Source organism: Devosia sp. LC5, assembly GCF_000735585.1.
Classification (GTDB): Bacteria; Pseudomonadota; Alphaproteobacteria; order Rhizobiales; family Devosiaceae; genus Devosia.
Genome location: NZ_JNNO01000015.1, coordinates 1 through 26424, shown reverse-complemented (window position 1 = coordinate 26424; position 26424 = coordinate 1). Strand labels below are relative to the sequence as shown.

Annotated in this window: 20 protein-coding genes; 3 read left to right on the top strand and 17 right to left on the bottom strand. The window is 62.9% G+C overall.

The features are described 5' to 3' along the window. Nucleotides 1-5: 5 nt before the first annotated feature. On the bottom strand, nucleotides 6-2378 hold the full coding sequence (locus FF80_RS09905) for an alpha-L-rhamnosidase (RefSeq protein WP_052153374.1): 2373 nt from the start codon (nucleotides 2376-2378) through the stop codon (nucleotides 6-8). Nucleotides 2379-2524: 146 nt separating this feature from the next. Between FF80_RS09905 and FF80_RS09900 the strand changes: the two genes are divergently transcribed. Continuing rightward, a complete protein-coding gene (locus tag FF80_RS09900; protein WP_035099858.1) occupies nucleotides 2525-3556 on the top strand; it encodes a LacI family DNA-binding transcriptional regulator in 1032 nt (343 codons plus the stop codon). Here the strand turns inward: FF80_RS09900 and cysG are convergent. The 10 genes from cysG to FF80_RS09850 all read right to left on the bottom strand — a co-directional run bounded on the left by cysG (nucleotide 3449) and on the right by FF80_RS09850 (nucleotide 17309). After that, complete coding sequence (gene cysG / locus FF80_RS09895) at nucleotides 3449-4954, bottom strand: siroheme synthase CysG (RefSeq protein WP_081917359.1); 1506 nt, start codon at nucleotides 4952-4954, stop codon at nucleotides 3449-3451. The genes FF80_RS09900 and cysG overlap by 108 nt on opposite strands. After that, the gene (locus tag FF80_RS09890; protein WP_035099857.1) at nucleotides 4926-7550 is read right to left on the bottom strand and encodes a nitrate reductase; all 2625 of its coding nucleotides are present in this window, start codon (nucleotides 7548-7550) and stop codon (nucleotides 4926-4928) included. Before FF80_RS09890 ends, cysG begins: the two co-directional genes overlap by 29 nt. Before the next feature lie 7 nt (nucleotides 7551-7557). Further along, entirely contained in the window at nucleotides 7558-7890 is a 333-nt protein-coding gene (nirD, locus tag FF80_RS09885; protein WP_152558334.1) for a nitrite reductase small subunit NirD, read from the bottom strand. A 5-nt stretch (nucleotides 7891-7895) separates the two neighbouring features. Further along, nucleotides 7896-10346 (bottom strand): nitrite reductase large subunit NirB, encoded by a 2451-nt coding sequence (gene nirB / locus FF80_RS09880; protein ID WP_035099855.1) that lies wholly within the window; start codon nucleotides 10344-10346, stop codon nucleotides 7896-7898. Nucleotides 10347-10458: 112 nt separating this feature from the next. After that, nucleotides 10459-11742 (bottom strand): nitrate/nitrite transporter, encoded by a 1284-nt coding sequence (locus tag FF80_RS09875; protein ID WP_035099854.1) that lies wholly within the window; start codon nucleotides 11740-11742, stop codon nucleotides 10459-10461. 328 nt (nucleotides 11743-12070) lie between these two features. Next, nucleotides 12071-12862 (bottom strand): ABC transporter ATP-binding protein, encoded by a 792-nt coding sequence (locus FF80_RS09870; protein WP_035099853.1) that lies wholly within the window; start codon nucleotides 12860-12862, stop codon nucleotides 12071-12073. Nucleotides 12863-12873: 11 nt separating this feature from the next. Then, complete coding sequence (ntrB, locus tag FF80_RS09865; protein ID WP_035099852.1) at nucleotides 12874-13767, bottom strand: nitrate ABC transporter permease; 894 nt, start codon at nucleotides 13765-13767, stop codon at nucleotides 12874-12876. A 120-nt stretch (nucleotides 13768-13887) separates the two neighbouring features. Then, nucleotides 13888-15174 carry a CmpA/NrtA family ABC transporter substrate-binding protein gene (locus FF80_RS09860; protein WP_035099851.1) on the bottom strand — a complete coding sequence of 429 codons (1287 nt, stop codon included), beginning with the start codon at nucleotides 15172-15174 and terminating at the stop codon, nucleotides 13888-13890. 320 nt (nucleotides 15175-15494) lie between these two features. Next, complete coding sequence (locus FF80_RS09855; RefSeq protein WP_035099849.1) at nucleotides 15495-16709, bottom strand: CmpA/NrtA family ABC transporter substrate-binding protein; 1215 nt, start codon at nucleotides 16707-16709, stop codon at nucleotides 15495-15497. 9 nt (nucleotides 16710-16718) lie between these two features. Continuing rightward, nucleotides 16719-17309, bottom strand: a complete 591-nt coding sequence (locus tag FF80_RS09850; RefSeq protein ID WP_035099848.1) for an ANTAR domain-containing response regulator — start codon at nucleotides 17307-17309, stop codon at nucleotides 16719-16721. Between the two features lie 199 nt (nucleotides 17310-17508). Here FF80_RS09850 and FF80_RS09845 point away from each other — a divergent pair, with 199 nt between their 5' ends. Both FF80_RS09845 and FF80_RS09840 read left to right on the top strand, forming a co-directional pair. Further along, nucleotides 17509-17874 carry a response regulator gene (locus tag FF80_RS09845; RefSeq protein WP_035099846.1) on the top strand — a complete coding sequence of 122 codons (366 nt, stop codon included), beginning with the start codon at nucleotides 17509-17511 and terminating at the stop codon, nucleotides 17872-17874. A gap of 44 nt (nucleotides 17875-17918) precedes the next feature. After that, nucleotides 17919-20006: an ATP-dependent helicase gene (locus FF80_RS09840; protein ID WP_244445747.1), complete on the top strand. Its 2088-nt coding sequence runs from the start codon at nucleotides 17919-17921 to the stop codon at nucleotides 20004-20006. 18 nt (nucleotides 20007-20024) lie between these two features. On the opposite strand, the gene hpt is transcribed toward FF80_RS09840, so the two are convergent. The 6 genes from hpt to FF80_RS09810 all read right to left on the bottom strand — a co-directional run bounded on the left by hpt (nucleotide 20025) and on the right by FF80_RS09810 (nucleotide 26227). Continuing rightward, entirely contained in the window at nucleotides 20025-20564 is a 540-nt protein-coding gene (gene hpt / locus FF80_RS09835; RefSeq protein ID WP_035099843.1) for a hypoxanthine phosphoribosyltransferase, read from the bottom strand. Nucleotides 20565-20629: 65 nt separating this feature from the next. Further along, nucleotides 20630-21514 (bottom strand): BadF/BadG/BcrA/BcrD ATPase family protein, encoded by an 885-nt coding sequence (locus FF80_RS09830; protein WP_035099841.1) that lies wholly within the window; start codon nucleotides 21512-21514, stop codon nucleotides 20630-20632. Further along, nucleotides 21511-22188 carry an N-acetylmannosamine-6-phosphate 2-epimerase gene (locus FF80_RS09825; RefSeq protein WP_035099839.1) on the bottom strand — a complete coding sequence of 226 codons (678 nt, stop codon included), beginning with the start codon at nucleotides 22186-22188 and terminating at the stop codon, nucleotides 21511-21513. The genes FF80_RS09830 and FF80_RS09825 overlap by 4 nt, the downstream gene beginning before the upstream one ends. Beyond that, on the bottom strand, nucleotides 22185-23051 hold the full coding sequence (locus FF80_RS09820) for a carbohydrate ABC transporter permease (protein WP_035099837.1): 867 nt from the start codon (nucleotides 23049-23051) through the stop codon (nucleotides 22185-22187). Before FF80_RS09820 ends, FF80_RS09825 begins: the two co-directional genes overlap by 4 nt. Next, nucleotides 23048-23968: a sugar ABC transporter permease gene (locus FF80_RS09815; protein ID WP_035099835.1), complete on the bottom strand. Its 921-nt coding sequence runs from the start codon at nucleotides 23966-23968 to the stop codon at nucleotides 23048-23050. Before FF80_RS09815 ends, FF80_RS09820 begins: the two co-directional genes overlap by 4 nt. A gap of 282 nt (nucleotides 23969-24250) precedes the next feature. Continuing rightward, a complete protein-coding gene (locus FF80_RS09810; RefSeq protein ID WP_035099833.1) occupies nucleotides 24251-26227 on the bottom strand; it encodes a bifunctional 2',3'-cyclic-nucleotide 2'-phosphodiesterase/3'-nucleotidase in 1977 nt (658 codons plus the stop codon). Between the last annotated feature and the right edge of the window lie 197 nt (nucleotides 26228-26424).

Here is a 26424-nt window from a genome sequence, read left to right as displayed (position 1 = left end):
GCCGCCTATGGCGTGCGCGCATTGACTCTGGATTTGGCGAAGGCCTGATGCTCGGGCGCTTCGTAGGTGAAGGTGACGTGGTGGGGACCTGCCGCCAGTTCGCGGTCTGCGCCGCTTTGGTGGGGCTGGCCATCGACGATTACGTCACGATATTCAGCCGGTAGCCGCAGCACGCCGCGGGCACCTGCCGGCACTTCGATGTCGTAGCGGACCTGATTGCCATCCAGGGTCCAGCCGGCACGGATGGTGCCATTGGCGCTGTCATGGCTGGCCGCGACGGGCGAAAGTCCGGCAATGATGGTGGGCGCAAAGATCACGGTGGCAAAGCCGGGATCGCTGGCATCGGGCTGGAAGCCGGCGACGCCTTCGAACAGCCATTGGCAGACGGCGCCATAGGCGTAATGATTGTAGGAATTCATCTGCGGATTGTAGATCGAGCCATCGGCCTGGATGGCGTCCCAGCGTTCCCAGATGGTGGTGGCGCCTTTTTTGACCTGGTAGAGCCAGCCGGGCACTTCTTCCTGCAGGAACACCGAGGCGGCAAGGCCAGGCTCACCGATCTTGACCAGCGCCGGCAGCAAAGCCGGGGTGCCGATAAAGCCGGTGCCGATGCGGCCTTCGGCGCGGGCAATGGTCGCTTTGAAATAGCGCTTGGCCGCTTCGATATGTTCTTGCGGGATGAGGTCGTGCAGGAAGGCCAGGGCATAGGAGGTCTGGTCGTCGTAGCAGAGGCGGCCCGAGGCGGTGATGAATTCACGGGCAAAGGCGGCTTTCACCTCGGCGGCCATTTTTTCCATGCGGGCAGCCAAAGCGGCGTCGCCGGTAATATTGGCGATGCGGCCGACCAGGGTGCTGGTGATGAATAGATAAATAGTCGCCGCGGCATCGTCGCCAATGGTGGGCAGCGGCTTGGCCGAGGGGCCCTTGGGCTGCAGCCAGTCACCAAAGGAGAAGCCGCGCCCGCCCCAGAAACGGGGCGGATTGACGATGGGGCCATCGCTGATCGACCAGACGAAATCGACCCATTTGGTCATGGCGGGCAGCGCTTCGCGCAGGATATTGGCGTCGCCATAATGCAGGTAGAGCTGCCAGGGCACGATGGCGATGGCATCGCCCCAGCCGGTGCTGCCGAAGAAACCGGGATAGTGTTCGGGCTGCTGCCGGGTCGGATCCGGCACAACGTGCGGCACAGCGCCATCGGGGCGCTGGTCGACGATGACGTCGCGGATCCACTTGGTCAGGAAGCCGTGGCTATCGCCGAGATAGCAGGCGGTGCCGGCAAAGACCTGCGCGTCGCCGGTCCAGCCCAGGCGCTCGTCACGCTGCGGGCAATCGGTAGGCACTTCGATGAAATTGGCGCGCTGGCTCCACAGCGTGTTGAGCACCAGCCGATCGACCAGGGGATTACCGGAGGTGAAACTGGCCTTGGCCTCGGTGACGGAGCTAATCGGCACGGCTTCGATGGCGGTGATACGGGCATTGCCGGCAATGGTGACCCGGGCATAGCGGAAGCCCTGGAAGGTGAAATGGGGGCGGTAGTGTTCTTCGTCCGTGCCGGAGAGGGTATAGTCGATGCGCGCGGCGGCGGTGCGGTAATTGCCGTTGTAGAAGTCGCCATCCTGATCGAGCACTTCGGCATGTTCGACGCTGACCGTGGCGCCGGCCTCACCGGTCACCGTGAAGGCGACATAGCCGCCCATGTTCTGGCCGAAATCGTAGACATTGCGGCCTTCGGCATCGGCCCAGGATTTGACCACGGCCAGCGGAGCGAGTTCGCGTACCGGAATGGTTTCGTGCGGGATGAGAATGGCGGGGTCGAAAGGCAATGCCTCGGTGCCGGCGGATACTTTTGTCGCAATGCGGGCGTCGAAGACTTCGCCGAAATAGATGCCGGACTTGCGGATCGGCAATTCGCCGCTCTGCCAGCTGGTATCTGTGACGAGCAATGGAGTAGCGGCACCACTCCGCAGCTCGGCAATGGCGGCGATCTTGTCGCCCCAGGTATTGAAGATGGGGTGTTCGCCCCACATCATCTGCGAGCGCAGCCAGCCATCGGCCAGCCAGATTTCGATGTGGTTGCGGCCGGGCACGAGCAGGTCGGCCACGGCATAGTTCTGATAGCTCAGGCGGGCGTCGTAGCTGGTCCAGCCCGGGGTCAGCAGATCATTGCCGACGCGCTTGCCATTGATGAAGCAGCGGTAAAGGCCCAGCGCGCTGATGCGCAACGTCTCGTCGCCCGTTATGGCGGACAGCTCGAAATCCTTGCTGACGAAGGAAGCAGGCGTCTCCACGCCCTGGTCGGACAGGGGATGGACCATCTGCGCGATCCAGTTTGCATGTGCCTGCATCGGCGCGTGCTTGTCCCGGATATCGTGCATGGCATTCTCCTCTGGCTCGGTAGTTTCCGAGTGTGTACTGTTCTACGTATAGCGTTCTACATTTTCATTTGTTTGGCAATAGGCGTTCGCACCGAATAATGACACAAGGTGAAATGCCCGATTTTGAAGGGCTGAAAGGCGTTTGAATGGCTGAAGCAAAACCGGGAAAGAAGAATGACCGCGTGACAATCCGGGAGGTGGCCGAAGATGCCGGCGTCTCGGTCGCGGCCGTTTCCAAGGTATTGCGGGAGGCCTATGGGGTCAGCGAGTCGCTGCGCAACAAGGTGCGCGCCTCGATGAACAAGCTGAACTACCGGCCGCTGGCCTCAGCGCGCGGCATGCGGGGGCAGACCTATACGCTGGGCCTGGTGCTGCCCGATATCCGCAATCCGTTCTTTGCCGACATTCTGGCCGGGGTGAATTCGGCACTGGAGCGCACGCAATATCAGCTGATGATGGGGACCAGCCATTCGCAGGGACCAGCGGAGGAGGCGCTGGTCGAGGCGATGATCGACCGGCAGATGGACGGCATCATCATGATCGGCACCACCGAATATATGGATCGGCTGGGCATTATCGCCAAGCAAAAGCCTCTGGTGACGATCGGGCACCATGCCGAGACCAGCCAATTGTTCGATACGGTCAACAATGACGATCAGTTGGGCGCGCGCCTCGTGGTCAAGCACTTGCTGGCCAATGGTTTTCGCAACATCGCCATGCTGAGTCTGGCGTCCACCACCTCGACCATTCTGTCCGAACGGGAGCTGGGCTATCGCCGCGAAATGATCGAGAACGGATTGGGGGAGAATATCAACATCATCCGCGCGCCGCAGACGCTGCGCGAAGTGCAGATCGCGGCGCGGCGGCTGCTGGAGGGACCGAGCAAGCCCGATGCGCTATTCTGCTGGACCGATTTCATCGCGCTTGAAGTCATCAGCGTGGCGACCGAACTGGGCCTGCGCATTCCCCAGGACCTGGCGATCGTGGGCTATGACAATACGATGTATTGCGACTTCGCGCAGAACGGGCTGACCAGCGTGGATCAGTCCGGGGAATTGCTGGGGCTGCAGTCAGCCCGCCTGGTAATCGAGCGCATTCGCGGGCGGGCGGAAGCCGAGCATTTCGTCGTCACCCCGCGGGTCGTTGCCCGCAACAGCTCCAAGCGCCGCGCGGTGTAGCGCGTCGCCGACGGCGAAAATGGTCGGGGCGCTGAGCGGGAAATCGCTCACGGCGGCAACGGCTTGGCCGATTGTGCCGCGCCAGATTTGCTCGTCAGCGCGGCCGACATTGCCGGCGATGATGGCGGGGGTCGCCATGGACATGCCCTGCCCCTGCAATTGCGCCACGATGGCCGGCAGGGTGCGGCGGGACATGTAATAGACGCTGGTGGTGGCGGGGTCGGACAGGGCCTGCCAATTGAGGGTGTCGGGCAGCACGCCCTGGCGCGAATGGCCGGTGACGAAGCGGACGGATTGGGCGTGATCACGATGGGTCAGCGAGACGCCGAGGCGGCTGGCGAGCGCCAGAGCGGCGGTGACACCGGGGACCACGGAAACAGCGATGCCGTGGCGTTCGAGCATCTCGATTTCTTCGCCGGCACGGCCGAAAATCATTGGATCGCCGGACTTTAGCCGGACCACATGTTTGCCCTGGCGGGCCAGGGTCAGCATCATGGCATTGATGTCTTCCTGGCGGCAGCTGGTGCGGGCGGCGCGCTTGCCGACCAGCATGCGCTTGGCCTCGCGGCGGGCCAGTTCGAGGACTTCGGCCGAGACCAGATCATCGAACAGGATGACATCGGCGGATTGCAGGGCACGAACGGCCTTGATGGTGAGAAGGTCCGCATCGCCTGGGCCCGCGCCGACCAGGGTGACACGACCGGTGGCAGGGGCGGCGCTGATCGCGGCGATATCGCTATCCATTTGCGTGGGCGCAGCATCACCAAAGGCGCGGTCGGCCAGGCGCTCCCAGAACGCGCGGCGCTGCGGGCCGGGTTCGAGCGCAGCCATGACCTTGCCGCGAATGTCCTGCGCCAGTCTCGCCCAGGCTGTGAGCGTTTGCGGCAGCAATGTCTCGATGCGGCGGCGCACGGCCTGGCCCAGAATGGGGGCCGCGCCGGCCGTTGAAATGCTGACCACGACGGGCGAGCGATTGACGATGGAGCCGAACTGGAACTGGCAATATTCGGGCCGGTCGATGACATTATAGGGCACGCTGGCGTCGCGGGCGGCTTCGGTGAAGGCGAGCGCTTCCGCGTCATCTTCGATATCGGCTACGGCCAGCGCCGCGCCGGAGAGATCGGAAGGCGCCCAATAGCAATCGACCAGGCTGATCGTGCCCGCCGAGGCGCCGGTTTCGGCCAATATGATCAACTCGTCGCACCATTCGTCGATCGGTGCCAGCACCTGCACATGGGCACCGGCGGCAGCCAGCAATTCGATCTTCCAGGTGGCGGGCTCGGAGCCGCCAATGGCGATCACCCGCTTGCCTTCAAGGCTGAAAAACACCGGCAGCACGGCGAGCGGGGCCATGCGGTCGGGGCGCGACTTACTCGGCGGCGGCGAGACGATGTGCATCGATGATCCCCCTGATTTCGGCGCGGCAGGAACCGCAATTGGTGCCGGCCCTGGTGCAGGCGCCGACGGCTTCCACCGTGGTGCAGCCCTGCCCCGTAACGGCGGCGACGATGGTGTTGATACCCACGGAAAAGCATGAGCAGACGATGGCGCCGCTGTCTGGCATATCGGCGCCGGGGCGGCCGGCGAGGACGGCAGAACCATCCAGCTTGTCCGCGGTGAGCAGGCCCACGGCCCATTGGCGGGAGACGAGGACCGGATCGGGCGCGGTATAGAGCGCGGCGATCAGCTTGCCGGCATCCATGACAGCAAAGCTGCGACGGCCCGAGCGGGTGTCGAGCGCGGAGAGCACGCGGATAGTTTCCGGCAGGCCGAAAGCGATGCGGAGCCAGGCTTCCCAGTCGGCCGGTTCCTCGAACCAGGCCAGCTCGCCCCGCATGCCGCCAGGGGCTTCGGCTATGGCCCAATAGTCCGCGCTGTCGAGCGCGGGGCGCTGGGTGGCGACGAAAAAGCCATAGAGGCGCACGGCGACGGGCTCGGCGTGGACGAGTGCCATTTTGAGAGCGGGCTGGGCGGAGACCGGATCGACCTTGGCGGTGACCAGAGCATCGATGCGGCCATGGGAGGCGAATTGATCGGTCCAATGCATGGGCACGAAGACATGGCCGCGCCGCTGCCTATCGGTGACCAGGGCGCGGACGACGGCCGTGCCATGAGTATTGCTGAGCCGGACCAGGGTGGCACGGCGGATGTTCAGCGCCTCGGCGTCCTGGGGATGGATTTCAACGAAGGGCTCGGCATAATGCGCGGAGAGGCGTGCGGCTTTACCGGTGCGGGTCATGGTATGCCAATGATCGCGCACGCGGCCGGTATTGAGGATGAAGCTGCCCGGCGCCGGGGCGAAGGGCGGGGGCGGCAGCACGGGCACGAAACGGGCTTTGCCGTCGGGCGTATAGAAGGCGCCGGTGCCGAACATGCGGGCGCTGGGCTTGTTGCGGATGGGCCATTGGGTTGGAGCGAGGCTGTCATAATCGGCGCCGAGCAGGCCGGTGAGATCGAAGTCGCGGGCGCCGTCGTTTTCGAAGGCCGAGAGGGCGGTGTGTTCGGCGAAGATTTCGGCAGGGTTCTTGTAGGCGAAGGCCGCGCCAAAACCCATGCGCTGGGCGACCTGGCTGACGATCCACCAATCGGGGCGGGCCTCGCCAGGCAGCGCGAGGAAAGGTCGCTGGCGCGAGATGCGCCGTTCCGAATTGGTGACAGTGCCGTTCTTTTCGCCCCAGCCCGCAGCGGGCAGGCGGACATGGGCAATCACACCGGTATCGGTGCGGGCGGACATATCGGAGACAACGACAAAGGGGCAGGCGGCCAGCGCAGCGCAGACGGCATCGGCCTCGGGCATGGAATCGACCGGGTTGGTCGCCATGATCCAGACGGCCTTGATCTCGCCGCGCGCCATGGCGGCGAAGAGATCGACGGCCTTGAGGCCGGGGCTTTGGGCGACATTGTCGCTGCCCCAGAAGCGCCCTACCCGTTCGATCGCCTCGGGGGTGAAATCCATATGGGCGGCGAGCATATTGGCCAGCCCGCCGACTTCGCGGCCGCCCATGGCATTGGGTTGGCCGGTAACCGAGAACGGGCCCATGCCCGGCCGGCCGATGCGGCCGGTCAGCAGGTGGCAATTGATGATGGCATTGACCTTGTCACTGCCCGAGGCCGATTGATTGACGCCCTGGGAATAGACGGTGACGGCTTTCTCGGTGCGGGCAAACCAGTCGTAGAACAGGGTGACAGCGTGTTCGGACAGGCCCGTGGCGGCAGCGACGCGGGCGATGGGCCAATCCTCGGCCACCAGCAGCGCGGCTTCGGCGCCGGAGGTGTGATCGGCCACGAAATCGGGCGCCGTGATGCCGTTGCGGGCGAGATGGGCCAATAGGCCAACGAACAGCGCACTATCGCCATCCGATTGGACGGGCAGGTGCAGGTCAGCAATGTCGGCGGTGACGGTGCGGCGAGGGTCGATCAACACGACACGCATATCGGGGCGAGCGGCCTTGGCGGCGACGATGCGCTGGTAGAGTACTGGGTGGCACCAGCCCAGATTGCTGCCAACCAGCACGATGAGGTCGGCCAGTTCGAGATCTTCGTAATTGCCGGGGACGGTATCGGAGCCGAAGGCGCGCTTGTGGCCGGCGACGGAGGAGGCCATGCAGAGGCGCGAATTGGTGTCGATATTGGCTGAGCCGATGAAGCCTTTCATCAGCTTGTTGGCGACGTAATAATCCTCGGTGAGGAGCTGGCCCGAGCCATAGATGGCGACGGAATTGGGGCCGTGTTCTGCGATGGTGGCCTGGAATGTGGTGGCGACGAGATCCAGCGCCTGATCCCAAGTAGCGCGGGCGCCGTTGATTTCGGGGTGCAGCAGGCGGCCGTCGAGCGAGAGGGTTTCGCCCAGCGCCGAGCCCTTGGAGCAGAGGCGGCCGAAATTGGCCGGATGGTCGGGGTCGCCGGCAATGGTGACAGAACCGTCGGACTGCGGGGTGGCCAGCACACCGCAGCCGACGCCGCAATAGGGGCAGGTGGTGCGGGTAGTGGTCATCCCTGCCCTACTCCGCCGCCACCAAGGCAGCTTCGGCGGCCATGAAGATGCGGCCGTCGATGACGTCGATGGGATAGGTGCGCACCGAGCCTTCATCGGCGCCCTGGGCCTGGCCAGTGGCGAGGTCGAAGACCCAATTGTGCAGGGGGCAGGTGACCGAGGCGCCGTGGACAATGCCTTCGCTCAACGGACCGTGCTTATGAGGGCAACGGTTTTCGATAGCGAAGACCTGGTCTTCCTGGGTGCGGAACACCGCGATCTTGCCGCTTGGCGTGTTGACACAGCGAGCGCCGCGGCGGGGGATGGCGTTGATATCGCCGATTTCAATCCAGTCGGTCATATCGATTACTCCGCTGCTACCGGCATGCCGAATTCGGCCATGGCGGCGAATTCGTGGGCGTCCTTGCCGTTGACGCGTTCTTCCCAGGGATCGATCTGCGCAAAAGTCTGCGCATAGACGAAGCGCTCGTAATAGGCGCGGCGCTTGTCGCGGTCGGTGACCACATTGGCCAGGATGGACGGCGTGCCGACACGCTTGGCCCATTTATAGATGCGCTCGAGATAGCGGGCCTGTTCGCGATAGAGCTGAGTCAGCGCGACGATGATCTCGAGGGCTTCGTCCTCGGTATCGGCATGGCAGAGCAATTCGGTGGGCTTGATGTCGAGACCCGCAGCGCCGGCAAAGTGGATGTCGTACCCAGAGTCGACGCAGACCACACCGATATCCTTGCAGGTGGCTTCGGCGCAATTGCGCGGGCAGCCGGAGACGGCGAGCTTGACCTTGGCCGGGGTCCAGGCGCCCCACATGAACTTCTCCAGCCGAATACCCAGACCCGTGGAATCCTGGGTACCGAAGCGGCACCAGTCGGAGCCGACGCAGGTTTTGACGGTGCGCAGGCCCTTCGCATAGGCAGCGCCCGAGACCATGCCGGCGGCGTTCAGATCAGCCCAGACGCCGGGCAGGTCTTCCTTCTTGACGCCGAGCAGATCGATGCGCTGGCCGCCGGTGACCTTGACGGCGGGAATCTGGAACTTGTCGGCCACGTCGGCAATGGCACGCAATTCCTTGGGATTGGTCATGCCGCCCCACATGCGGGGGACGACGGAATAGGTGCCGTCCTTCTGGATATTGGCGTGGACGCGCTCATTGATGAAGCGGGATTGGCCATCATCCTCATATTCACCCGGCCAATCGGCCACGAGATAGTAATTGAGCGCCGGGCGGCACTTGGCGCAGCCGCAGGAGGTTTTCCATTCCAGTTCCTGCATCACGGCGGGAATGGATTTCAGACCCTTGGCGATGATCAGGCGACGCACGTCGTCATGGCCATATTCGGTGCAGGGGCACATGGGCTGCACGGCGGCAGGATTATAGGCATCGCCCAGAGTGGCGTGCAGGAGCTGTTCGACCAACCCGGTGCAGGAGCCGCAGGAGGCCGAAGCCTTGGTGTGGGCGCGCACGCCATCGAGCGTGGTCAGGCCCTTGGCCGTGATGGCGCCGGTGATTTTGCCTTTGCATACGCCGTTGCAGCCGCAAATCTCTGCCTCATCCGGCAATGCTGCAACGGCCGCCATAGGGTCCAGGGGGGACCCTCCTTGATAGGCCTGGCCAAAGATCAATGTGTCACGCATTTCGCGCGTGTCGGTCTTGTTCTTGAGCATGTCGAAGAACCAGGGACCGTCAGCGGTTTCGCCATAGAGCACGGCGCCGATAATCTTGTCGTCCTTGAGGATCAGGCGCTTGTAGACGCCGGCATTGGCGTCGCGCAGCACGATTTCCTCGCGGTCCTCACCCTCGCCGAAATCGCCGGCGGAGTAGAGATCGATACCGGTGACCTTGAGGCGGGTGGCGGTATGTTGCGGCACGAAGGCTGCGCCGTGATCGCCGCCCAGATGCGCTGCCACGATATTGGCCTGCTGGTAGAGCGGAGCGACGAGGCCATAGCACATGCCGCCGACTTCGGCACATTCGCCCAGCGCGTAAATGGCCGGGTCGGAGGTCTGCATCTGGTCGTTGACGACGATGCCGCGATTGACCGCGAGACCGGCTTCCTTGCCCAGGCCCGAATTGGGGCGGATACCGACGGCCATGACCACGATATCGGCCTTGATGATTGTGCCATCATCCAGATGCACGGCTTCGACGCGGTCGGTGCCGGTGATTTCCTTGGTATTGGCCTTGGTGATGACCTCTATACCGCGACGCTCCAGTTCCTTTTGCAGCAGATAGCCGGCGGCCGGATCGAGCTGGCGCTCCATCAGCGTGGGGGCGATGTGCAGCACGGTGACGCTCATGCCCTGATTGATCAGGCCCGCAGCGGCCTCGAGCCCGAGCAGGCCCCCGCCGATGACCACGGCATGGCCACGCGCCTTGGCGGCCAGCATCATGGCATGCACGTCGTCAAGATCGCGATAGCTCAGCACACCAGCCAGCTTGTGGCCGGGCACGGGGATGATGAAGGGCACCGAGCCGGTGGCGATGATCAGCTTGTCATATTCCGCCATTGCGCCCTGTTCGGAGCGCACGATGCGGTTCTCGCGATCGATTTCGACGACCTTGTGCCCCTTGTAGAGCATGATCTCGTGCTCGATGTACCAGGCATCGCCATGGATGATGATGTCCTCGAAGGACTTTTCACCCGACAGGACCGGCGAGAGCATGATGCGGTCGTAATTGACGCGCGGTTCGGCGTTGAAAATGGTGACGCTGTAACGGCCCGGATCGGTCTCGAAGAGCTTTTCGAGAGCCCGGCCGGGGGCCATGCCATTGCCGATGATAACGAGTTTTTCGGTCATGATGGCTCCTTTCAGGCGGATTGGACGAAGCGGTGCTCCGGGGCGCGGCGTGACGCCATGCCCGCACCAACGGTGAGCAGTTTTTGCATGAGGGGGACTCCTTGCATGAGGCTCAGGCCGGCTGCGTCACGGTTTGCCGGCGCTCCATGCGCCGGATGGCCGTGTGCATCCAAATGAGGGAAATGGCGACCAGGACGAACAGAGCCATGAAGCAGCTCGACCAGATGCCGGTGAGATCGTTGAGGACGCCGAACAAGAGCGGCAGGACAAATCCGCCCAGGCCGCCGATCATGCCGACCAGCCCGCCTACGGCGCCCACATTCTGCGGGTAATAGGCCGGGATGTGCTTGAACACGGCAGCCTTGCCCAGGCTCATGAAGAAGCCGAGCACGAACACGAGCGCGATGAAGGCCCAGGGGCTGATGGCGAAGTGGAAGGCGACAGGTCCATTGATACCCTGCACCACGAAATCGCCGGCGGGCAGCGACAGGATGAACGTCGCCAGCAACGACACGCCAAAGGTCCAGTACATGATGACGCGGGCACCCACCTTGTCGCTAAGCGTGCCGCCATAGGCGCGGAAGATGCTGGCGGGAATGGAATATGCGGCCGCGACCATGCCGGCGGTGGCGATATCGAAGCCATAGACGCCGATGAGGTAGCGCGGCAGCCACAGGGTCAGCGCAACGAAAGCGCCGAACGCGAAGAAGTAGTAGAGGGCGAAGCGCCACACCCGGGAATTGCGTAACGGCTCGAACTCGCTGAGCAGGCTCTTGGGCGTGTAGGCCTCGGTGCGGCGGCGGATCGTCACCGGATCATCCTTGGTGGTGAACCAGAATATCGCAGCCATTACCAAGAGGGCCGCAGCCCAGATTAGCGCCACCGACTGCCAGCCCCAGGCCAGCATGACGAATGGCGCAGTGAACTTGGTGACCGCGGCGCCGACATTGCCGACACCGAAAATGCCGAGAGCCGTGCCCTGCTTTTCGGCCGGATAGAAGCGCGAGACATAGGCAACGCCCACCGCAAACGAGCCTCCGGCGAGACCCACGCCGAGCGCGGCCAGCAGCAATTGCTCGTAAGTCTGGGCGAAGGCGAGCAGGAAGGTCGCGAGCGCCGCCGCCAGCATGGTCAGCGTATAGACCAAACGCCCGCCCTTGCGGTCGGTCCAGATGCCGAGCACGACACGCACCAGCGAGCCGGTGAGTACCGGGGTGCCGACCAAGAGGCCGAACTGGGTTTCGGACAGTCCGAGCTGGTCCTTGAGCGACACGCCGATGATGGAAAAGATGGTCCATACGGCAAAGCACACCGTGAACGCGATGGTCGACACGCTCAAAGCGCGGGTGGGTTCGGCAATGAGTGCAGGGCGTCCGCCCGCCTGGTCCTTGGTCATTGGAATAGCTCCGTCTGCACGCTCGAAAACAAAAAAGCCGCCAACGGTTCGGCGCAGTCGGTTGGGGACCGCGCGAAGAACAGTTGGCAGCTTTGCCTGGGGGTGATGCCCGTCATTGGACATCGATTATGAGAGCGACCTCGGGAGGCGCCTCTTCGCCGTCAACATTGCACGAAGCGTGCCAAGTGCGGTTCGCCTGAATTTACCGTTTGACTACAAGGCATTGGGGGCGGCGCCCGAGTCGATTGCAAACGCTGCGGGAAGAACGGGCGGCTCAATTGGGCATCAATATGCCCAAAACATGGGCAAGGCTACTTCTTAGGCAGTTCTAGGCGGCTTCGACAAAGCGGTGGCGCTCGTAGAGAAATTTGAGCACCGCTTCGCGGCACTTGAGATAGGTGCGGTCGCCGGCCAGCTCGATGCGGTTGCGCGGACGTTCCAGCGGCACGGGGAGGACTTCACCGATGCGTGCGGAGGGGCCATTGGTCATCATGACGATGCGATCGGAGAGCAGCACGGCCTCATCCACGTCATGGGTGATCATGATCATTGTGGAACCCAGGCGCTTCTGGATGTCCATGACCGCATCCTGCAGATGGGCGCGGGTCAGGGCGTCCAGCGCGCCGAAGGGCTCGTCCAGCAGCAGGATCTTGGGCTGCATGGCCAATGCCCGGGCAATGCCGACGCGCTGTTTCATGCCACCGGAAATCTCGGTGGGGCGCTTGTCCTTGGCGTGGCTCATCTGCACCAGATCGAGGTTCTGCATGATCCAGTCATGGCGTTCGCTGCCGGTCTTGGTCTTGCCGAAAACCTTGGCGACGGCCAGGTTGACGTTTTCGTAGACTGTCAGCCAGGGCAGCAGGGAATGGTTCTGGAACACTACGGCGCGCTCGGGACCGGGGCCATTGACCTCACGGCCCTCGAGCTGGATGCCGCCGGAGGAGACTTCGGTGAGGCCCGCAATAAGATTGAGCAGAGTGGACTTGCCGCAGCCGGAATGGCCGATGATCGAGATCACCTCGCCCCGGGCGATGTCGAGGCTGACATCCTTGAGGACTTCGGAGCGCTGGCCGGCGCGGTCGAATTGCTTGTCGACGTTTTCGATGCGGAGATAGGTCATGAAAAGACTCCTCAGTTCGCGGTGGTGCCGCGGGTGACGAAGGCGCCGACGGCCGCTACCAGCCGGTCGAGGATGAACCCGACGACCCCGATATAGACCAGCGCTACGATGATGTCGGAGAGGCGCGAGCTGTTCCACGCATCCCAGATGAAGAAACCGATGCCGACGCCGCCGGTCAGCATTTCGGCGGCGACGATGGCGAGCCAGCTGAGGCCCACCCCGATGCGCAAGCCGGTAAAAATGTAGGGGGCGGCGGCCGGGATCATGATCTTGAAGAAGAACTCGACCTGGTTGAGCTGGAGGATGCGCGCCACGTTGCGGTAGTCCTGGGGAATATTGCGCACGCCTACGGCGGTGTTGATGATCACCGGCCACACCGAGGTGATGAAAATCACGAAGATGGCCGAGGGAGCCGAATCCATAAAGGCAGCGAGCGAGAGCGGCAGCCAGGCCAAAGGTGGCACCGTGCGCAGTATCTGGAAGATGGGGTCGAGCCCGCGCATGGCCCAGATCGATTGGCCGATCACGGCGCCCACGGTGACGCCGACCAAAGCGGCAATGCCGAAGCCGATGGCGACGCGCTGCAGCGAGATCAGCACGCGCAGGCCCAGCCCGATATCGCCCTGACCGTAATCGAAGAAGGGGCTGACGATGAGTTCGCCTGCTTCGGCCCAGACCTGGCTGGGTGCGGGCAGCGAGGCGCCGGGGGTGGCGCAGAGGATTTGCCAGATGACCAGGATCAATGCAACGACCACCAGCGGCGGCACGACATTGGCGGCGATGCTGGCAAGGGTCTTGGACCAGGAGCCGGGGCGGGTAGCGGGCGTGGGCAGGGCGAAAACCTCGGCTGCGGCCTTGGCGTCAGGCATGGTGGCGGGGGCGAGGCGCTGGACATTAGCGGACATGGGGTCGGGTCCTTTACTGGGCAGGGCTGTTGTGGAGCCGTATTGCTGGCTCCATCATCCCCTCGCCCCACAGGGGGAGGTGAGAGTGGGGCTCTCGATGAGTGGCGACACCAAACATGGTCAGGCCATTGCCTTGATGGCGAGGCTGTCGAGATAGGCTGATGGATTGGCCGGGTCGAAGACCTTGCCATCGAAGAAAGTTTCGACACCGCGCGAGGTGCCTTCGGGAATGTCGGCGGCGGCGATGCCCAGGGCGGCGGCGGCAGAGCGCCAGACATCCTCCCGATTGACCATGTCGACGGCGGCGGTGATGTCGGTGGTGCCGGGCAGATAACCCCAGCGGATGTTCTCGGCCAGGAACCAGGCGTCATGGCTCTTGAAAGGATAGGACACATGGTCCTTCCAGAACTTCATTTCGAGGCCGGTCGCAGTCTCCACACGCCCATTGCCATAGTTGATGTCGCCCTTGAGGCGGCCGGCAACATCGGTTGGCGGCACGTTGAACCAGGCGCGCTTGCCCAGGATATTGGCCATTTCTTCCTTGTTCTCAACGGCATCGCACCACATCTGCGCTTCCATGGCCGCCATGAGGATCGCCTGGGTGGCCATGGGACTGGCCTCGATGAAATCGGTGCGCAGGGCGAGTGCCTTTTCGGGGTGGCGGTGCCAAAGCTCGCCAGTCGTGGTAGCGGTGAAGCCGATGCCCTGATTGACCAATTGCTCGTTCCAGGGCTCGCCGACGCAGAAGGCGTCCATGGTGCCCACTTTCATGTTGGCGACCATCTGGGGCGGCGGCACGGTGATGACGGACACTTCGCTATTGGGGTCGATACCGCCGGCAGCCAGCCAGTAGCGGAGCCACAGATCATGCGTGCCGCCGGGGAACGTCATGGCGACATTGACTTCCTTGCCTGCTGCCTTCCGCCCGGCAAAGACTGCCTTGAGCGGGGCGCTGTCGAGACCGGCGCCGATATCCTTGTATTCCTGCGCCACCGAGATGCCCTGGCTGTCGTAGTTGAGGCGGGCAATGATCGACATCGGCAGCGGGATATTGTTGGTCACCGTGCCCAGGCTCATCAGGTAGGGCATGGGCGTGAGAATATGGGCGCCATCGATGCCATTGGCCGCGCCGCCCAGCACGAGATTGTCGCGGGTGGCGCCCCATGACGCCTGCTTCTGCACCTGAACATCGGGCACGCCATGCTTGGCGAACAGTCCCTTTTCGAGCGCGATGATCAACGGGGCCGCATCGGTCAGGGCGATGAAGCCCAGCTTGGCCGAGGTGACTTCGGGGCCAGGGCCCTGCGCAAAGGCCCCCGAGGGGAACAGGGCCTTGGCCGCGAGCAGGGTGGCGGCGGTGGCCGTGGCGCCCCTGAGAAAGCTGCGGCGAGTGGTCGTTAGCGTCATCGAGTTCTCCAGCTGCAAAGAAAACAAAAAAGCTGCCAACGGGCGACGTATCGGTCGGAGGGGGACCGGACACGAACCTGTTGGCAGCTTTGCCTGGGACGCCCGTCATTGGACGCCATTTTCTGGGAGCGCGAACGCCCCTTCGCTGCAGACATTGCAGGAAGCGTGCCAAGTCGAATTCCTGGCACTTTATTGTGTGAACTCAGAGGATTGGGATTTTAGCGCGCTTAGCTCGCAATACGCCCAGCGGGCCGGAATGGATCAAAATGACGCCATTTCGCCTAAAAAAACACCAATATTATACAGTGCTTAAAATAGAGTCATCTCACAATCGACTGGCTGGCAATGTAGTCATCCAGCGCCGCGGGGTCGAACACCCCGCCATCGAAGAAACGGTCGGCGCCCATGAGCAGCGGGCCGTTTTCGGCGGGAGTGTCATAGGGCTGAGCATGGGTGCCATCGGTCTTGAAATCGTCCAGTGGCAGGGCCGCCCCCAGCGGCGCGAGCGCGGCGCGATAGAGATCGGGACGGAAACAGGCGACGGCAATATCGGCATTGCCAGGGCTGGCGGCGACTTCGCCCCAGCGCACCATTTGCGCATAATACCACATTGCATGGCTCTTCCAGGGGAAGTTGGCCGCGCTGGCATGAGGGACGTAATAATCGGGCACCTGTTGCAACACGCCGGCACCGATATCGAGCATGCCGGTCAAGGCGCGCCCAACGATTTCGGGACTGCTGTTGAGATAAGGCGTACCGGCCATGATGGCAGCGGCTTCATCGTGATTGGCCGGATCGGCGCACCAGAGACCGGCGCGGTAGACGGCGCGGATAATGGCGGCGACGAGATCGGGATGCTCTTCCGCCCAGGTCGCGCGCATGCCCAGGACCTTGTCGGGACTCGATTGCCAGATCAGCGCCTTGACTGTCGCGATATGGCCACCCTTGGTGTCGACCCCGATACTGTTCCAGGGCTCGCCCACGCAATAGCCATCGATGCCGCCGCTGCCCAGGGCATCGGGCAAAAGAGGCGGTGGCAGGACGACGATTTCGATATCGCGATCAGGCATGATGCCGCTGGCGGACAGCCAATAGCGCAGCTCGTAATTGTGCGAGGACGTCTGGTGGACGACGCCGAAACGCAGCTTGCGCGGCGAGGCTTTGACCACTTTGGCCAAAGCCGCACCGGTCAGCGCCGGATCGAGATTGCCCGGAGCCCCCTGCCCCGCCATGGCCTGCCACAACGCGTCGCTGACGGTGATGGCATTATTGCCCAGGCCCAGCACGACAGGCGCGATCATGGGCATGGCAAGCGGGGTCAACCCCAAACTGGCGGCCAGCGGCATAGGAGCCAGCATCTGGGCAATGTCGAAATGGCCCAGCGCCGCGCGGTCGCGGATATTGGCCCAGCTGGTTTCGCGAAACAGGGCGAGGTCCAGCCCCTCTTCCTCGGCAAAGCCTTTTTCCCGCGCCAGCACCAGAAGAACGCTGTCGAGCAGAGGCAGGAAACCGGCGGTGAGCTGGGTGGTGGACATGGCGTTTTCCTATGGACCCAAAAGGCTCGCGGCAGTCACAAGGCTTTGGGCGATATCGACCAGGCGCCGGTTCTGGTTCATGGCGGTGGAGCGGAGCAGGCTATAGGCGTCGGCTTCGCTGAGGCCCCGCGTTTTCATCAGGATACCCTTGGCCTGATCGATGATCTTGCGATCCTCAAGCTCGCTGCGCGCCTGTTCCAACTCGCGCGTCAGCCGGGAAAAAGCGTTGAAGCGGGAAATGGCCATATCCAGGATAGGCTTGACGCGCTCCTTCTTGAGGCCATCCACCACATAGGCAGACACCCCGGCCTCGACGGCCTTTTCGATCATGGCGCCATCGGAGCGATCGACGAACATGGCGATGGGCCGCTGGATGGCGCGGGATAGCGAAAAGAAGTGCTCAAGCGTGTCGCGCTGCGGATTTTCGAGATCGATGACGATGACGTCGGGAGCCGATGCCTGGATGGTGCGGGCGACTTCGTTGACGTCATGGATCACGGTGACGCGCTCATGCCCGGCCTCGCGCAGGCCGCTCTCGATGATAGAGGCGCGGATGCGGTTCTCGTCGATGATCAGGATGGAGAGGGCGGAATTTGGCATCAGCGCTAGTTACCCCCGTGCCTAAAACAAGCGCAATAGCCCTATTCTGCATAGGAACTCGTCATTTTTGCCGGGTCGGCGGCCATCAAATCGCGGTTTATCCCCTGTTTGTGATGGGTTGCGCGGGATCGAAAGGCTGAGATGCCCGTTGTTTTGATGCGAGGTCACGCGTTGGCTCGCATTTTTGGGAGCCTGGGGTATGACCTCAGCGGACGTCACGATATTGGTCGTCGAAGACGAACCCCTGGTCGCCATGAGCATAGCCGCTCATTTGCGGGATGAAGGCTTTGTGGTGCAAGAGGCGGCCAATGCCGATGAAGCCATCGCCATTCTCGAGCAGGATGCGCGGGTGCGGCTGATTTTTACCGATATCGACATGCCCGGCAGCATGGACGGGCTCAAGCTCGCCGCCGCAGTGCGCGACCGCTGGCCGCCGGTGCATATTATCGTGACCTCGGGGCAACGGCCCATCGCGGCCGATGACCTGCCCGATGGCAGTATGTTCTTCGCCAAGCCCTACCATCATGCCGAGATCGCCAATTCGATGCGGCAGATGCTGGGCTGATTGCGACGATTGGAACAAAAGGGGAAAGATGGCATCGTGCGGACATGCTTGCTCTGCGCGATTCGACAATACCCGCCACCTATCTCGACGCCCTCAATGCCGAACAGCGGCGAGCGGTGGAGCATGGCGTGGGAAAGGCCAATCCCGGCCCGTTACTGGTGATTGCCGGGGCCGGATCGGGCAAGACCAATACGCTGGCCCATCGCGTGGCCCATCTTGTGGTCAACGGCGCCGATCCGCGGCGGATTCTGCTGATGACATTTTCGCGCCGGGCGGCCGGAGAGATGAGCCAGCGGGTGGAGCGGATTGCCGGCAAAGTGCTGGGCACCTCTTCAGGGGCGCTGACCGATGCCTTGACCTGGGCGGGGACATTTCACGGCATTGGCGCGCGGTTGTTGCGCGAGCATGCCAGCCAATTGGGGCTTGATCCGGCCTTCACCATTCATGATCGCGAAGACTCAGCAGATCTGATGAATCTGGTGCGGCATGAGTTGGGACTGTCCGACGCCAAGAGCCGGTTTCCGACCAAGGGGACGTGCCTTTCCATCTATTCGCGCGTGGTCAATGCGCAGGGCGAACTCGATGAGGTCCTGAAAACCGTATTCCCCTGGTGTGCCATGTGGGGCGAGCAATTGCGCACATTGTTTGCCGGCTATGTCGAAGCCAAGCAGAGCCAGAACGTGCTCGATTACGACGATCTGCTGCTCTATTGGGCTGGAATGATGGCTGAGCCGGCGATTGCCGCCGAGGTCTCCGGCCGGTTCGATCACGTGCTGGTCGATGAATATCAGGACACCAACAGGCTGCAATCATCGGTGCTGCTGGCGCTCAAGCCCCAAGGCCATGGGCTGACCGTGGTAGGCGATGACGCGCAATCGATCTATTCGTTCCGCGCGGCAACGGTGCGCAATATTCTAGATTTTCCCACGGCCTTTACCCCGCCCGCCGATATCGTGACGCTGGACCGCAATTATCGCTCGACCCAGCCAATCCTGACTGCGGCCAATGCGGTGATCGAATTGGCCAGCGAGCGCTTCACCAAGAATTTGTGGACCGAGCGGCAATCGGACGCCAAGCCGCAATTGGTGACGGTGAAGGACGAGGCCGACCAGGCGCGCTATGTGGTGCACAAGATATTGGAGGCGCGCGAGGGTGGCACGGCACTGATCCAGCAGGCGGTATTGTTCCGCACCTCCAGCCATTCCGGCCCGCTCGAAATCGAGCTGACGCGGCGCAATATTCCCTTCGTCAAATTCGGCGGGCTCAAATTTCTGGATGCCGCCCATATCAAGGACCTGCTGGCGATTTTGCGCTGGGTGGAAAATCCGTGCGACCGGGTGGCGGGGTTCCGCGTACTGCAATTGCTGCCCGGGATCGGGCCGGCTTCGGCGGGCAAAGTACTGGACGCGATGACGGCGTCGCCGCAGCCGGTCAAGGTTCTGGCGGAACTACCGGTGCCGCTACGGGCGGCGGAAGGCTGGGCGGGATTGGTGGATCTGGTCGGCCGGTTGGCGCGGCGGGAGGCCAGCTGGCCCATCGAATTGGGCTATGCGCGGCTCTGGTACGAGCCCCTGATGGAGCAGATTTATGAGGACGCCCAGGTGCGGGTGGCCGATATCATCCAGCTCGAGCAGATTGCCGCTGGTTATCCCGGCCGCGAGCGGTTTCTGACCGAGTTGACGCTTGATCCGCCCGACGCCACGTCGGACCAGTCGGGCGTGCCCAGCCGGGATGAGGATTACCTGATCCTGTCCACCATCCATTCCTCCAAGGGGCAGGAATGGAAATCCGTGCATGTGCTCAATGTGGTGGATGGCTGCATTCCCTCGGACCTCGGCACCGGCTCGACCCATGAGCTGGAGGAGGAGCGGCGGCTGCTTTACGTGGCCATGACCCGCGCCAGGGACGAGTTGCATGTGATCACGCCCCAACGCTTCTACGTGACCCAGCAAAGCCAATATGGCGACCGCCACATCTATGCGCAGCGCAGCCGGTTCATTCCCCGCTCGATGAGCGTGCTGTTCGATGACGTGTTGTGGCCGGCGGTGAAACCGGCCCATATCGAGGGGCTGTCACCCGGCCCGGCACGGATCGATATCGGCGCGCAGATGCGGGGGATGTGGCAGAAATAGGGGCTCTCTTCCCAGGCCCTACTCGGTAAACCGGACCGCGCCGATATGGGGCAGGTTGCGGTTGCGTTGGGCGTAGTCGATGCCATAGCCGACGACGAAGCGGTCGGGGATGTCGAAGCCGACCCAGCGGGCTTTGACGTCAGTTTCGCGGCGCGAAGGCTTGTTGAGCAGGGCGCAGACTTCGATGCGGCGGGGGTGGCGGGTGCCCAGGATATCGAGGACGTGGCGCAGGGTGTAGCCGGTATCGACAATGTCCTCGACCACCAGCACGTCGCGGCCTTCGATCTCGCCGCGCAGGTCCTTGAGGATGCGCACTTCGCGGCTGGATTCAGTCGAATTGCCATAGGAGGAGGCTTCCATGAAATCCACCTCGACCGGCAGGTCCAGTTCGCGCACCAGATCGGCGATGAAGATGAAGGAGCCGCGCAAGAGGCCAACGACAACGAGCTTGTCGGTATCGGCATAATGGGCGGAGATTTCGCGGGCGAGACCTTCGACGCGGGCGGCAATGGCCTTGGCGGAGATTAGTTCATCGACGACATAGGCTTTGCCGGTCATGGTGCGGGAATCCCGATTGCGATGGCGCCACGTTTAGGCAAAGGGCGCGGCTTGGGCAATGGCTTTCAGCCGCGCGCCCATTGTGCCGCGAAGGCAGCGGCGTCGAGGCGCGGATAGAGCAGGACTTCACCGGGCAGGGCTGTGGCGAGGCTGAGGCGGATTTGCGGATGCAGATCGATAATGCCGCCGACATAGCCGATGGGCAGATGCCCGGCCCGCTGCACCAGCGCGTGACCGAGGCGAGCGAGTTCGGCACCGGCCAGGGTGAGAATGTCGAGCGCGAGGGCGTCGCCGTGGGTGGCGGCACGGGCCACGGCCTGAGCAAGGGAGCCGATGCGGCCGCGATCGCTGCCATAGATATAGGCGCGCGTGCTGTCCCAATCGCTGCCGCCAATGGCGGTGAAGAGCTCGCCGGCGAGAATTTTGGCCCCGGCGGTGGAACCGGTTTCATCGATTAGTCGATAGAGCCGGTCCAGCGCGGTGAGGGCAATCCAGGTGCCCGAGCCGCCATCATCAATCAGCAGCCCCCTGCCCCCGACACGGATGATCTGACCATCGGCCATGACGTGCAGGCCGATGGAGCCGGTACCGGCGGAGATCAGGTGGCCCGCGCCGGGCGCGAAAGCAGCGCGATAGGCCAGTTCCATATCGTCGGTGAGGCGGACGGAAGCGGGTGGGAGCGAAAGATGGCCGCCGATCAGGGCGGCAGCTTCGTCGCGGATTTTCTCGCCCAGCCCGGTTATGCCCAGGCAGGCAGCGGAGAGGCTTGTTCCGGCTGGTAGAGCAGCCTTGATGGCGGTGAGGACCGCCACCAGCTTGTCGCGCTCGACGGGATTGAAGATGTGCCCGGTAGCTCCGCCGGCGGAGCCGCGCGCGATCACGGCGCCATCGGCGTCGGCCAGCACATAGCGCGAGGCAGTGCCGCCGATATCGATACCGAGAAAGCTCATTGGGCGGCCGCGAGGGCTTTGGCGAAACCCCTGGTGATTTCGCGCGGATTGGTGATCATGGTGCCCACAACCACGGCATAGGCGCCGGCATCGAGCGCGCGGCGTGCCAATTCGGGCGTGTTGAAGCGGCCTTCGGCGACCACGGGCACACTGACACTGCTGGCCAGGGCTTCGATGAGCGCAAAGTCCGGCAGGTCCGGCTTGGGCTGGGTATATTCGGTGTAGCCCGACAGGGTGGTCGAAATATAGGTCGCGCCCAGTTCGGCGGCGAGCAGGCCTTCTTCCAGCGTCGAGATATCAGCAAAGGCTTCGAGGCCCAGAGTATCGCGGATGTGGCGGATGATCGCTGCCGGCGCGTCGCCATTGCGGGGACGCTGGGTGCAATCGAAGGCGATAATGTCGGCACCCGCTGCGGCCAGCCCGTCGGCAGCGGCAATGGAGGGGGTGATATAGACCGGCACGTCGGGCGAAAACACCTTGTCGATGCCGATGACCGGCAGGCCCGCCGCCTTGACCGCCGCCACGTCGGCCACGCCATTGGCACGGATGCCCAGAGCGCCGCCATCGCGGGCGGCCAGCGCCATGGCACCCATGAATACAGGGCCATGGAGCGGATTGTCGGCCCGCGCCTGGCAAGAAACGATCAGCGAGCCCTTGACCAGCTTGAGGCTCATTTGACGGCGCCCGAAGTCATGCCGGAAATGAACTGCTTGGACAGCACGATATAGATGATGATGATCGGCGCCGCCGACAGGGTCAGGCCCGAGAACAGCACGCCCCAATCGGTGGTATATTCGCCCATGAACGTCGTGAGGCCCTGCGGCAGGGTCTTGAGGTTGTCGCGCTGGATGAACACCAGCGGGAAGAAGAAATCGTTCCAGATCGGCACGACATTCTGAATGCCGGCAATGACCATGGCGGGGCGTACCAGAGGCAGCATGATGGACCACATGATGCGTGCTTCGCTGGCGCCATCCATGCGGGCGGCGTCCTCGAGTTCGTTGGGCAGGGTGCGGATGAAGCCGGTGAGGATGAACACCGTCGTGGGCAGGCCCATGGCGGTATAGACGAAGATCAGGCTGAGCTGATTGTTGAGAATGCCCAGATCGCGCATCAGCATGAAGAGCGGGATGATGGCCAGCTTGAGCGGCAAGGTCAGCCCGGCGAGGAAGAACATCAGGATGAAACCGGCGCCCCAGAATTCGTAGCGGGCAATGGCATAGGCGGCCATGGTGCCCAGCGTCAGGATCAGCGCCATGGAGGCGCCGGTGACGATGAAGGAATTGAGCAGGTAGCGCAGGAAATTGGTTTCGTTCCAGATTTTGACGAAGTTCACCACATTGCCGAAATCGGGAATGCCGAAGGGTGACTGGAAAATCTGCGGCGTGGTTTTGAAGGCCGAGAACACCATGATGATGATGGGCATCAGCATGATGATCGTATTGGCGATCAGGATAATCTGCAGCAGGCCATCGCGGCCCAGCGTGCCGAGCAGGCCGCGGCGGTCGTAATTGATAGTGCTGGCAGCGGTACTCAAATCTGGATCTCCCGGGCCCGCAACCGGACGGTGATGACGCTGGCAATGGCCGCGATGAAGACAAAGATCAGCACGGCCAAAGCGCTACCGAGGCCAAAATCCTGCTGGCCGGAGGAGACATTGCCGAAGGCGGTGCGATAGAAATAGAGCCCCAGCACGTCGGTCGAGCCATAGGGCGAGCCATCGAGCCCGGCCATGATATAGGGCAGTTCGAACCAGTTGAAGGCGCCTACAAAGAGCAGGGTGAAAACGATGGTGGCGCTGGGGGCGACCAGCGGCCAGACGATCTTGGTGATCTTGACCCATTCGCTCTGGGTTTCCATGCGGACCGCGTCGAGCATTTCGGTGGGAATGCGCTGCATGCCGGCGAGGAATACCAGGGTGGGGAAGCCCACCATATGCCAGGCATTGGCAACGATCAGCGCCCAGAGCGCGGTGGAATCCTGCCCCAGCCAGGGCTGGGCGATAAAGCCCAGACCCATACCGCGCAGGCTGATATTGACCACGCCGAACAGCGGGTGAAGGAATAGCTTGAACAGATAGCCCACAATGATGGTGGAGAGCACGACGGGCAGGAACACGGCGACGCGGTGGAAGCGGGCGCCGGGCAATTCGCGCCACAGCGCATAGGCGAGGATAAAGCCCAGCCCGTTCTGCAGCACCATCAGCGCGAAAAACACGATGACATTGTGGGTGAAGGCGTTGCGCGTCCAGCTGGCATAGGGCTCGACAAACAGCACGGTGTGGAAATTGGCAAGGCCGCTGAATTCGCCGCGCAACAGGCCATTCCAGTCAAAGAAGGCATAAGCGAAAGCCGCCACGATCGGATAGACGATGAACAGCGCCACAAAGGCCAGCGGCGGCACCAGCAGCGCCGTGATCCAAAGGCCTCGTCCAGTCATCCGTAATTGGGGCATTGGGGTCTTTCGCGGTTTTGCGTCGGGGTGGCGGGCCAGGGGTGTGGCGAGGTGGTGCCGCGCACTCGATGTCACCCTCCCCCTTGTGGGGAGGGCAGGGTGGGGTGTCGCGGCCTCCAGATGCTCGATATTGGTGGAGAATGCAGCACCCTCAATCCCTCCCCCTCAAGGGGGAGGGAGGCGGACCGGAGCGGACCGGAGCTCCCCCAACTCATCGAAAAACCTGAATGTCGATTGGGGACCTGCGCCCCCCTGTGAGGAGGGCGCAGCATCGTGGACGGGTTACAGCGTGATGCGGTAGATGCCGAAGCCGTCGGGATTGGTGTTGCCGGTGGCTTCGATTTTGATGGCGGTGACGTCATCGACATAATTGGCGGCTTTGGGGCCGGTGGCGAAGAGGACGCTGGTGCCGGGGATGGGGGCGAGCGACCAATTGCTGTCGGCCTTGGGGTCGATAGTGCCGTTTTCCACGATGTAGCGGACGATGATGTCGCGATTGGTATCGGGGCCCTTGAACACGATCACATCGGGGCCGATGCCGGGGAAGGTGCCGCCGCCGCCGGCGCGGTAATTGTTGGTGGCGATGACGAACTTCTGGGCCGGGTCGATCGGCTTGCCATCATACATCAGATCGACGATGCGGCTGGCGTCCGGGTTGGGCTCGGCCTTGCCGTCGGAGGAGAAGCGGGAGGGCTGGGTCAGATCGATCTTGTAGGTGACGCCGTCGATCACGTCGAAATTGTAGGACGGGAAATCGGGATTGATCAGTTCGGCATCGGCGGAGCCGGCTTCGATCTGGTTGAAGATGCCGGCGGAGCGTTCGAGCCAGTTCTTCACATCGGCGCCGGTGATGACCACGGCCTGGATGGTGTTGGGATAGAGGTAGAGATCGGCCACATTCTTGATGGCGACGGGGCCAACGGGAACATCGGTGTAATAATCGGGACCGCCACGACCGCCGGCCTTGAAGGGGGCGGCAGCCGACAGGATCGGCAGGCTTTCCCATTCGGTGCCCTTCATCATCTGCTCGATATACCAGGTCTGGGCCTGGCTCACGACCTGCACGGACGGATCATCAGCCACGAGAGCAAAGTAGGAATAGAGGGGCGCCGCGGTTTCGCCGACGGGGCGGCGGATATATTCGAGCGTCTCGTCGTGGTCGGCCTGGGCGGCTGCGGCCACTTCGGCTTCGTTTTCGACCAGGGCGTTGACCTTGCCCTCGACGCGCTCGGAAATCGGGCGGGCTTCGGAGGTGTGCGAAGCAATGGTCCATTTGCCGTCGGCGTCCTGCTCGAGCAACAGATCGATCAGGCCCATATGGCTGCCCCAGAAGCCGGCCATGACGGCAGGCTTGCCGGCCAAAGTGCCGGCGGTGATGTCGACGCCGTCGACGCCTTCATAATCAGGGCCGGGAAAGACCAGATGCTGATGGCCGGTGAGGACCACATCGATGCCCTCGATGGCTGCGAGCTGCAGCGAGGCGTTTTCCGCGCCGGTGGTCTGGCCGGCGGCGATGCCGGAATGGGAGAGCGCGATGATGATATCGGCGCCTTCTTGCTTCATCTTGGGGACATAGGCGGTGGCAGTCTCGACGATATCGCGGGTGCTGATCTTGCCGGTGAGATGGGTGGCGTCCCAGGTCATGATCTGGGGCGGCAGGAAGCCGATCAGGCCGACCTTGATGGTCTTGGTGGCGCCCGAGCCGTCGACCAGCTCTTTTTCCACGATCAGATAGGGCTTGATATAGGTGGTGTCGCTGAGTGCATCGGCGGTCAGATCACCCTTGACCAGATTGGCCGAAACGAAGGGGAAGGTGGCACCGGCCAGGGCCTTGTCGAGATATTCGAGGCCATAATTGAATTCGTGATTGCCCAGGGTGGCGGCTTCGTAGCCCAGGGTGTTCATGGCGGCGATGATGGGGTGCACATTGCCGTCGAGGCCTTTCTCATAGGCGATGTAATCGCCCATCGGATTGCCCTGGATGATGTCGCCATTGTCGATCAGCATGGAATTGCCCGCTTCGGCGCGGATCGCTTCGATGATGGAGGCAGTGCGCGCCAGGCCCATCGTGTCGTTGGGGGCGTCGGCATAATAATCATAAGCGAATACGGCGACATGCAGGTCGGTGGTTTCCATGATGCGCAGATGGGCCTGATTGGCCTGGGCACTGGTGGCAAAAGGATGCATTGCGGCCATGGCCCCCAGACTCGCCGAACCGGCGAGGAATGTGCGTCGCGACAGTCTTGGCAGGAAATTCATTGATCGTCTCCCTTGGGCATTCACTGATGAACTGAAATCGCTCGGGGGCATTGGCTCCCGCGCGGCCGGAATGGCCCGGCGAATTTGCGAACCGGCACGGCCGGGCATGCTCATGCCGCTGGCAGGTGACATTGCCATGACAGGATGATGGCCAAGCTAGAAAACTTTGACCGGTTGGTCAATTTATGACAGTGGGG